Source organism: Aromatoleum sp. (genome assembly GCF_032027225.1).
Classification (GTDB): Bacteria; Pseudomonadota; Gammaproteobacteria; order Burkholderiales; family Rhodocyclaceae; genus Aromatoleum.
Map to the genome: position 1 here is coordinate 1 of NZ_JAVSMM010000037.1, position 10,266 is coordinate 10,266.

The 10,266-nt window shown below is 64.0% G+C and carries 7 protein-coding genes; 3 read left to right on the forward strand and 4 right to left on the reverse strand.

Features of this window, described 5'->3' with window-relative positions; translation table 11 throughout:
* Positions 1-167: 167 nt before the first annotated feature.
* The gene (locus tag ROZ37_RS21795) at positions 168-593 is read left to right on the forward strand and encodes a hypothetical protein (protein ID WP_312662809.1); all 426 of its coding nucleotides are present in this window, start codon (positions 168-170) and stop codon (positions 591-593) included.
* Between the two features lie 68 nt (positions 594-661).
* Here the strand turns inward: ROZ37_RS21795 and ROZ37_RS21800 are convergent, their stop codons facing one another.
* The 4 genes from ROZ37_RS21800 to ROZ37_RS21815 are packed head-to-tail and all read right to left on the reverse strand — an operon-like array spanning position 662 to position 8,233.
* Complete coding sequence (locus ROZ37_RS21800) at positions 662-1,684, reverse strand: Wadjet anti-phage system protein JetD domain-containing protein (RefSeq protein ID WP_312662812.1); 1,023 nt, start codon at positions 1,682-1,684, stop codon at positions 662-664.
* Positions 1,681-6,015 carry a hypothetical protein gene (locus ROZ37_RS21805; RefSeq protein WP_312662815.1) on the reverse strand — a complete coding sequence of 1,445 codons (4,335 nt, stop codon included), beginning with the start codon at positions 6,013-6,015 and terminating at the stop codon, positions 1,681-1,683. The genes ROZ37_RS21800 and ROZ37_RS21805 overlap by 4 nt, the downstream gene beginning before the upstream one ends.
* A gap of 2 nt (positions 6,016-6,017) precedes the next feature.
* Positions 6,018-6,755 (reverse strand): hypothetical protein, encoded by a 738-nt coding sequence (locus ROZ37_RS21810; protein WP_312662817.1) that lies wholly within the window; start codon positions 6,753-6,755, stop codon positions 6,018-6,020.
* Entirely contained in the window at positions 6,752-8,233 is a 1,482-nt protein-coding gene (locus ROZ37_RS21815) for a hypothetical protein (protein ID WP_312662818.1), read from the reverse strand. The genes ROZ37_RS21810 and ROZ37_RS21815 overlap by 4 nt, the downstream gene beginning before the upstream one ends.
* 110 nt (positions 8,234-8,343) lie before the next feature.
* Between ROZ37_RS21815 and ROZ37_RS21820 the strand changes: the two genes are divergently transcribed.
* On the forward strand, positions 8,344-9,267 hold the full coding sequence (locus ROZ37_RS21820; protein WP_312662819.1) for a WYL domain-containing protein: 924 nt from the start codon (positions 8,344-8,346) through the stop codon (positions 9,265-9,267).
* Positions 9,268-9,480: 213 nt separating this feature from the next.
* A complete protein-coding gene (locus tag ROZ37_RS21825) occupies positions 9,481-10,173 on the forward strand; it encodes a hypothetical protein (protein ID WP_312662820.1) in 693 nt (230 codons plus the stop codon).
* Positions 10,174-10,266 lie beyond the last annotated feature (93 nt).

The following is a 10,266-nucleotide window of genomic DNA, read 5'->3' on the forward strand; positions in this document are numbered from 1 at the left end:
CGACCGCTTGAAGGCTTCGCTATGCGTTCGCCGACTCCGGCGCGGGATAACCACATCCATGGTGTCCACCATCGAAAATTAGTGGACACGATCTTCAATGGGCTAGGCGGCTGGGGGAAGGTGGGTTCGCCGGGTGCTTACAATGGAACGACTCCGAGACCGAGCCCTTGGAGGGCCGACTGCACGATATCGTCGTTCACCTCCTCGTCTTCGGTGAGCTCCAGTACCGTGCGGGGACGCTGCGGCATTACGAGTGGCTCGCCGAACGAAAACGAAGCCGGGACGAGGCCGCGCGCGCCGCGCGAGAACGCGCAGAGCAGGAACGACGTGAAGCTTTGCTCCGGAAAGAAGCCGAACGGAGGGACCGGCTGATATCCGACGCACAGAACTGGCGACGCGCGGCGGATATACGCGCGTTTGTGCTGGCCATCCGGAACCATCCGGAGGCGGCGCATCATCCCGAGGAACTCGAGCGGTGGGTTGCCTGGGCGCTTTCCCAAGCCGACGCCATGGACGTCACGCGCGGCCCGTTGTCACGTCTGCTGTCTGGCCAGGACCAGCTAGATTCGAAGGCGCCGGACCCTGCCACATGAGACAGCGCCCCAGCCCGCCGCCGAAAACCTCACGACAGGGCTTGGTGCTCTCAGCGTGATTGCCTGTACTAACTTGGGGGAAAAGCCCCTGCCCCCGCCGTCAGGCGCTCGAAACCCAAGGATTCCTGGGGAACCCACTGCCCCGCATCCCACAGCGCGGTCAACTCGCCGCCGAGCTCTGCGCCGAGCCAGTTCCGTGCAATATGCCCGGCTCTTTCTTGTCGTTCCTCGAGCGGCCTCCGTCGCCCGTTTTCGAGTAGCCAGCGATAGAGTTCAACCGCCGGCCTGACCGGGGTGTAGCCATCTCCACGAGTAAGGTTGAACTCCAGCGGGATGCGTACGCCGGCCGGGTCCAGGTCACCCAAGTAGAGCGCGCCTACGCCGCCAACCTCGTGCAGCACCTGCTCGAGCGCATTGCCGCTGCCCTGAAAGGCCTTGCCCGAACCGTACACCACGGCGGCGTAGCGCCTCGCTTGTTGGTTCCACTCGCCGAAGCTCCAGAAGCTGTTGTGGTTTTCGACAACGAGCACGGGCTGACCGGCGGCATCGGCCAAACGATAGGGCAAGGGGGACGGCACCACGAAGGCGCCCAGGGCCGACAGGGGGAGCCGACCGCCAAAAAGACTGTTGTCGCCGCTGGCGCGCAGGGCGTCGAGGCGCTTTTCGTCGCCGAAGATTTCCAGTGAGCGCTCCTTGATGGGCACCATCGTCAGCGTGGTGCGCCGGCGCAGCAGAAAATCGTTGATGGTCCGGGCCGCCTCCAAGGCGGGGGGCTTCAGCTCAGGCCAGAATCCGAGTTCCGGGACCCACGGTACCGCCGCGTAGTCCACTGCCGACACCAACGCCGGGTCGCGCGTGACCTGCACCCAGGTCGGCAATGGCGGGTTACCGACCTTCTCCCAGCTTCCGGCCGCCGGCAACACGAGCGCGCCCGCCTCCTCGAGGGCTCGCAGGCGCTCAAGGAGGAGCGCGCTGCGACCAGGATTGGTGAGGACTTCCGGATGCGCAGCAAAGAAGGCCCGTCGGACGTCATCCAGCGAGATGCGCTTTCGGGTGCCGGTCCGCAGTGCCTCCAGGAATGCGTCGCTCATCGCGCGACCTCTGCAACCGGACGCTCCTCGTTAAGCTTGAAGTCCACGGCTTCGATGTGCCAGCGGCCGGTCTTCGTGTTCTTGCCCGCCTTGCGCAAACGCACGAAGCGTCCGAACTCACCCACAGTGTTGTAATCGGGCAGTGCGGTAGCGAAGATGAGCTGCACATCCATCGCCTGCGCGAGCAATCGCTGCGCTTTCCACAGGGTGGGCGTGGTGGCCTTGGCAAACGGGTTGTCCAGGATGAGCGGTCCGCCGCCCGCCTTCTTGAGTTTTGCTTGGGTCTCGGCGCGCAGCTGGTTGGTAAGCATGTAGAGGAACATCGCCATCACGACACCCTCGCCGCCGGAGTTCTGTATTTTGTCCACGGCGACATACTGGAGGGCCTCGTCCGGGACCATCTTGAGCATCTGCAGGCCCAACGGCTTGCCGTGGATGCGCAGCAATGCGTCGGCGACGAGGTCGGCCCCCTTGACCGGTACGGTCTTCGAATCAATCAGGTCGTCGAGATAGTTGCCAAGCTGCTGCCGGCGAACGTCATGCCCAAGCTCATTGAAGCGTGCCCGCATCTTCAGGATGGGCTTGCCACCCACATAGGGCGCCCCGGCGGGCACCCGCTTGTTGGTGCAGGCCGAGTTAAGCAGGGTGATGGCGCTACCGGCAAGGTTATGAAGTTCGCCCAGGCACGCATCGAAGTCCTCGCGCATGCCATCGAGGCTCGACTGCGTGGTGCCGATGCGGTCGTCGAGCCCTTCGAGCAGGCGGGCGCTGTCCGCACAGGCCGCCTCGAACTCATTGCGAAGCAGTTGGCCGGCAATGTCGGCCTCCACCTCCTGCATGGTGGGCGTCGCCGCCTCGGCCTTCAGTCGCTCGAAGGCCTTGTTGGCGTCCTTGCGTGCTCCCTCCGATTCGTTACGCTTGCGATTGAACTCGGAGACGAGGGCCGTGGCCTGTAGCGCGAATGCGCTATCCGGGGTCTCCGCTTCGCCGTCGAGCAAATCCGGCACCCCCAACGACGCACGCAGGCTCGCCGCCGACTGCTCGGCGCTGCTGGCCTTGTCACCCGCATCACGAGCCGCGCTCTTATAGCGGAGGACTGCCGCCAGGGCAGTCTGCGCCGTGGCGCTCGCCTCCTGTTGCGCCAAGACGGTACGAGACAGCGTTTCCTCTAGCGCCGCGTCATCAAGGGCCAGCATGTTGGCCGTTGCCGGCTCGACCTGGGGGTTGTCCTTCCGGAACACTTTGCGTTCCGTCGCAGCCTCTGTTTCGTTGCGTTCCGCGCCTTTGAGCGCATGCTGGGCCTGGGCGAGCGTGTCAGCACATTGCCGGAGCTCCGCAGTGAAATCCTGAATAGCGATGTAGGGCTCGTAGTCCTCCGGACGCACCTCTGCGAACTCCGCTGCGAAGCCCCGCTCCCGCGCGGCGAGGTCCTTGCGCACCTGTTCCTCCTGATACTGGAGCACGCCCAGCCGCTCTTCGGCCGCGGTGCTGTAGACCCGCTCCGCGTCCGCGTACAGGGCACGTAACACCTCCAGCGTTTGCGGCTGTGCCTGCAACCATTCTTCCGCCGGAAAGCCCTCTCGCCAGTACGTTACGGACAGCTGCTCCTTGAGCAACTCACCCGACTTGGCACCGAGTTCTACCTTGCGCTGGAAGGCGCGCTCCTTCGCCGCGGCGAGCGCGGTCTGCTCGGCTTCGAGTTGAGCCCGCTGCGCGTCCTGTTCGGCGCGCTCGTTGGAAATTGCCTGCAGACGAGCGAGCCGCGTCGGTCGGTCGGCATCGTGAGTCCGGCTGAAGCCGCGCACTGCGCGCAGATGCATTTCGGCGGTCTGCGCGCCACGAGCGCAACCGTCCGCGGCCTCCATCGCCGCCTCGGCATGCTGGTCATACTCCTCGGCCTGCGCCTCGAACAGCTGCGCCCTTGCCAACGCGGCCGCCGCCTCGGCACGCAAGCGCTCAATCTCGGCTTGTGCACGGGCGAGCGCACCGCCGCCAAAACGCTTGCCGTACGCCAGAAGCTGCTCCTGAGCGGTCACCGCCTCCTTGTGGCGCAATGCGTGTGCATTACGCTGCCGTTCCGCGATGGCAATCTTACCGTCGAGTTGCTGAAGCAGGACCTGGGCCGCCTCCTGGTTGAAGGCGGCGTCATCGGCTGCGGGGAGCACGAAGCGGTCCTCGCCCGCCACCTCGGGCTCCAGCGCGGCCACCGACACCATCACCGGAGCATCGAGCGGCAACGCCTGACCGACGAGTTCGCGGGCGCGTGTGAGCTCGCTGGACGCGACCGACACGCCCAGAAAGCGCGCCGGGTTGCTCAGGACCAGGTCGCGGGCCGCTGCGGCATTCGGAATCGCTTGCGCGAGATAGGTGTTGAAAGACTTGGCCGATTTCACGCCCAGTCCGCGAAGGCTCGCCACGACTTCATCGACGTCGCGCGAGCCCCCCGCGACCCCGGTCTCCATAATGGCGCTGCGGCTTGCTTCAAGCGTCGAGAGCTGCACCGCGTGTTGCGCCACCGAGCGCTCCTCGGCCAGCATGAGTCGCTCCAGGGCGGGCAACAAAGCCGGCGACTCGGGGTCGGCGGTGTCGGCCTCGGCCACCAGCCGCAGAATCGGCAACTGCGAGAGCTTCTCGCGCTCGACTTCGCCATCGGCGACAAACGCCTCATGCTGGGCGATGCTGCCCGCGGCCGTGGCGGCATCAAGCTCGGCCTGTTTGGCATGCTGACGTGCATCGCGCTCCTGCCCCCGAAACGTCGCGGCCTGAGTGCGGCGCTGTTGCTCCTCGCTGCGTTTCTCAGAGGCGAGGTCAGCGTAGCGTGACAGGGCCGCCGACGGGGCCTCACCCTCGTCGAGCACGCCTTCCTCGATGAGTTGGGCGAGCGCCGTGAGATAGGCGTCTTCGGCCGCGTTCAGGCGCGCCTCCTCGGCATCGAGCTTGCGCACGGCCGCCTCGAGCTCGCGCAGACGTTGCACAAGCGTGCCGAGACGCTGGCCCGCTTCGGACTCTTCAGTACCCGCTGCGCTCATCTGGTCACGCAGCGCCTGCTCGGCGCTGCGAAGCGCGTGGCGCAGCAGCGCCCCTTGGGTTTCTGCCTTGTCTCGCCAAGGCTCGAGCGCTTCGCGCGCGGCGGCAGAACTCGCAACCAACTCCTCCAAGCGGGCCTCGAGCGCGGCAATCTCACCGCGAGTCTTGGCCGCCCTGACGCACTGCTGGGTCGTCCGCGCGGCGTCGACGCCGCGTTGGGCTGACTCCTTGCGCTCGGAGGCTTTCTCCAGGGCGCGGGTGAGCTGTAGCAGACGCAGCGTCGTGGCCTCCCCTGCGTGCCGCTTCGCGAGGAGTTCCTTGTTCTTGGCCAAAAGGGTCTGCGATGCCTCATTGGCGGCCGCGACTTCTTCCTCCTCCCGTAACCCAAGCGCCATCGCCTCGAGGCCGCGCGCAAGACCGGCCCCACGGCGCAGCACCGCATCCTGAGCGCTGCGGGATGCATTGTAGGCGACCGCGAAATCGTTGAAGGTGAGCAGTGAAGTGCGCAGACGCGTGAGTTCGGTCAGGCACCTCTGCAGGTGAGGCTTGCGCCGAAGCTTGTCACAGACATCGACCACGCTTTGGCGCACGGAGGCCGCCAGCCCTTCATCGAGGGTCAGGCCGAAGAACTTGCGGATGAATTCAGGTTCCGAATTGAAGGTTAGAAACCCGGAGTCGATGCCGCCTTCTTCTGCGGAGAAATTCACCTGCAGTTTGAGCATGTCGACGTCGATGAGGCGCTCCTCGCGCAAGTGCTTCTGCCAGTCCTGCTGCACCTTGGTCTGGAAGAAGTCCGGGGCGAGCTTGTGCGCGTCGTGAATCCAGCGCGACAGTTCGAGCATGCTGCCAACGGGGGCAAAGTTGAGTTTTGGTGCAGGTACCGACTCGAAGTTCAGGGCGCTGTTGGCCTCGAAGCTGAAGAAAAGGCGGTCGACTTCATCGCGCTCGGCGCCCGCCTTCACTGCGACCGCCTGTCCGAGGACCAGACGGTAAGGCTGTCCGCCCGCAATTCGCGGCGGCATCACCCACTCGATGAGGATGACGCCGGGCTGTCCTTCGCGAGCGAAATACTGGCTGAAGCGATGGTTCTTGTTCTGGATGTGCTTGAGGAAGCGTTCCTGCGGCGTGTCGAAGCACGAAAACACGAAGCTCAACAGCGTGGTTTTCCCGCCGCCGTTCTCGAGGTTCAGGATGGTGTCGGTCGGCTCGCCGGTGACGGGGTCGGTGAGGTCAAAGGTCACCCCGTCGTACCACGCCATGTCAGCGCCGTAGTTGCCCACGTAGATGCGCGAAATCTTCTGCATGATTAGACCCCTGCAGCCGCGGTGCCCGCTTGGGCGATTTCGAAAAGACGCCGCAACGTGAGCTCACGAAGTTGCACCTGCAGGCGATGAGTCGGGGTATAGGTCACCAATGCTTCGTCGGCAGCTTCCCGGTCGATGCGCACCAGGGCGCCGTTCACCATGTGCAAGAGCGCAAGGCCGATGAGCCCGGTCACCGAAGCGGGCGACGCCCGCTGGGCGCCGGGCAACATCAGAGGCATCGAACAGATGAGCTCCCAGCCCGGGGCGAGCTCGACCGGAATCTCCTTGAGGTCGGGTTCCTCCTCTGCACCGTCCTTCATGCGTCGCGCCAGGGCCAACAAGGTGTCGCGAAACTGCGCGAGACTTGCGGGCGGCGGCACGAAGCGGTCGTCCTCCAGTCCGCTCGTGGTCGGATAGAACACGGCCGCCACCGCGACGTGTGCGAGGACAAGCGCCGCCTTCTGCTCAGGCTTGAGCCCGGAACGGATATCCGTCATGCGCATGGCGAACTTGCTCTCGCGCGAGGTCGGTACGACGACGAGCCCCCGCTCGCTGAAGTCGAGCACGGCGAGCTCGAGTCCCTCGGCGATTTCCTCCACCATCGCGGCGAAAGTCGGTTCCGCGCGGTAGAGGTCCAGCAGCTCACGGTACTGCGCGTCATTGACGGGCGAGAGGGCCGGCTGGATGGCCTTGTAGACGAGGCGCGCGGCGTCCCGCGCCCTGTTCATGGAAGCAGTCATGACCGGGTCCCTTCGAGACGGGAGAAGTGCAGGTTCGAGCCTTGCGCGGCTTCGCGCTCGAAGCGCCCATCGGCTTCGGCACGCATCGCGGGAAAGAGGGTTTCGGCCTGCGCGTAGCTACGGAACATCATGAGCACGAGACAGCGCTGCCTGGTCCGGTCAAAGCCTTCCGATTCGGCCATGCCCAACAGGGCATCGACACTGCACGACCCGGCTTCCTCGAATTTGCGCGCGACCCACGCCTGCACCTCGGCGACCAGGGCCGCGGGAAACTGCTCGGGCAGAGGCACGAAGGGCTCGATTTCGCCCTCTTCGTCGTCGGGCTCGAGCGCCTCGGCGCGCCGCTCGAGAAGCAGGCCGAAGACATTGTTGAGCCCATACACCTTCGGCCATTTGGCCGGGTACAAGCCGCTGATGGCGTCGTCCGCATGGTCGGACAACACGTGGCGACCGAGCTTGAGCAGTTCGGGCAAGAGGCGGGTTTCCAGGTCCGGCAACCCGGACGGGCGCCGGGCCCGGAAGAGTGCGCGCTGCGCCAGCAGAAACTTCTCGGGGGCGACCGTAATGTCGCTCACGAGGTTGGCCCGTATCACGCTTGCCCCCTGCAGCGTTTTCAACAGCTGCGCGAGGTCCTGCCGCGTTTTCGCTTCCTCGGCGGACTGTAAGGCTTCCCTCACCGCCTCGGTCATGCGCTGGTCTTCGGCTTGGCGGGCGCCGACGTGGCCGCGGGCATCCTTAAGCTTCCCTGCCACCTCCTTCGTCCAGTTCACTGACCCCGGCGCGCGATACGCCTGCATCAGTCGGTCTCGGATGAATTGGCGATACTCGAGGGAAAGTGTGCGTGCCCGCTTGGCGATTTCGAGGGCCGCATCGAAGCGCCCTCGCTGCACCAGCAGGTCGAGCATCTTCTCCATGAGTTCCTGGGCATCCTCGGGCGCAAGGTCCAGCATCCCCAGATAGACGAGATAGCCTTCGGCCGTCGGACGATAGCGGTACACGTCCTCGAGGTCGGGCTCGTAACTGACCAGCCGGAAACGTACGGTTTTTGTCTGGCGAGCGCCCCCATCGAAGAAGTCGAAGGCGAACTCGCGGTACGCATTGGCCTTGTTGTCGAGGGTATCGAGGATGACTTCCGCCACCCGGCGCGCCTGCGACGCGTTGAGGCTTGATTTCATCGCCTGCGCAACCGCCATCAAGCGGTCAATGAGCTCCGCCGGCGTGCAGCCCATGTGGATGGTGGTGCCTTCCATCATCTGGTCCAGCGCCGTAAGGACCAGGTAGTGCGTGTCGAGGTCCTTGAAAAGCGGCACGGCGCCAGCCGCCTCGGAACCGATGCTGTGCTTGTTGAGTTCGAGCTGGAATAGCGGGCGCAGCAGGAGCAGGTTTCGCTGCTGTTTCGTGAGGTCGAGCAGTTCGGCGACCGAATCCGGCGCGGGGACCGCATCGTCGAGATGCGGAAGTTCAGCAGCTTGGTCCATAGCGAGTATAGGAATCCACGGCAGCAGGCACTATCGTTGAAATCACAACGGCATTGTAGGCATAAAAACTATACTCGTATAGTTTTTATATTCGCGATAAGATTGCCGCCATGACTGCGCGCACCACTTCTACTGCCCCCGCAGTTCCAAGCGCTTCCCGCCCGTCGGGCCGCTGGAGCCAGGAACGCCGGCTCGAATTCATCGATTACCGCTTGCGCTGGGAAGGCCGCCTCAACCGGGCGGACCTCATCGAGTTCTTCGGCATCTCGGTGCCGCAGGCCTCGCTCGACATCGCCCGGTACACGGAACTGGCACCGAACAACATCCGTTACGACGCCAGCGCCCGGACCTACCTTTCCGGCACATCCTTCGCGCCGCTATACAACACGGACAATCCTCAGCGGTACCTGAACGACCTGCTCGCGTCGGCCTCCGGACTCTGCTCTGAGGGGAGCTTGTTCATCGGATGGGCTCCGCCGGTCGGGGTAACGCCGGTTCCGACGCGCCTCGTATCGACGCAGACCCTCGGCCGGCTGCTACATGCGATACGGAACAGTGAAACGGTCAAGGTGAAATACCAGTCCCTTACGAGTGAGGAACCCCAGAGCAGAACGCTCTCGCCACATGCCCTCGCTTTCGACGGTTTTCGGTGGCACGTCCGTGCGTTCTGCCATTCGCGGCAGTCGTTCCGCGATTTCGTGATTGCGCGCATGCTCGCCATTCGGCCGGGTAGCGCCTCGACCGTTTCACCGGAGGACGACCGCGCCTGGCACACGATGGTCACCTTGGTCATCGCGCCGCATCCGGGGTTGCCCCCGCCGCAGCGGAAAGTCATTGAACTTGATTACGGCATGGAGGACGGGGAAGCGCGTCTCCAGTGTCGGCAGGCGCTGCTTTTCTACCTGCTCAGGCATCTCGGGTTCGAGGGGCGCCAAGCGGTGACGCCGCAGGCGCAGCAAATCATCCTGAAGAACGAGGACGAAGTGGCTTGCCACTTCGATGGAACCAGTGCCCTTTCTCGGCGCAGTAGCTAAGCCACGCGCTTGGTTCCTCATGGCATCGCGTCTAGTCGGCGACACCGGCATGGAGAGTCGGGGGCAGACTACCCCTTGTTCATTCTCCTGGCCGGTAGCGCTCCCTCCACATAGGATAGTGGCTGCTCAGTAAATCGAGTTCCTCATGGCGCAGCGCTGTACCTGTCTGGGAACCTAGCTAACATAACGAAATTCAATACACCGAAAGACCTGATGAGCACGCCGACCAATAAGAGCCAGCGAAGAAGTGGAAAACGAGTTGAGCAGGAAAACCGGACGGAGCAGCCTACCGAAAAGAGGCGGGGTGTTCAGAAAAAGCTTTCCAGCCCAATCGCCACCGGTGCGCGCGGCGTCGCCTTTGAACATCGCGTACAAGCCGTCAGGCTCTTGGCTATGTGTACGGAAATGCCTTGCGTTGGCGTTCCGGACAACTTCGCCATCGTTAAGCTGACCTTCCAAGGCCGGGTTCACAAGCACAACACCGACGATTTAGTCCTGACCATCGCAGCGCCTGACGGCGATACCGGGACGCTGCGAATGCAAATGAAGCGGGCACTGACGCCCACCACCAAGAACAGCACATTCGAAGAAGCCATCGGACTAGCGTGGCTCGACTTCAAGGAAGGGACGTTCCGCCGGGGGCTGGACGCCAATTTCATCGTGTACCAGAGCGCCAGCGCTAAGTCGATGGAGGCGGCTGTAGAAGTATCCAATATGGCCAGTTCATCCAGCGACGCAGCATCCTGGGAGGTAAAAGTTCACGCCGAGCGTTTTAGCAATGAACGCAATCGGGAGGCCTACGCGGCTATCAAAGGAGCCGCTGAGTTGTACAACAAGGCTCCGGTAACCGTCGACGAACGTAAGCACCCGGCGAACCCACCTTCCCCCAGCCGCCTAGCCCATTGAAGATCGTGTCCACTAATTTTCGATGGTGGACACCATGGATGTGGTTATCCCGCGCCGGAGTCGGCGAACGCATAGCGAAGCCTTCAAGCGGTC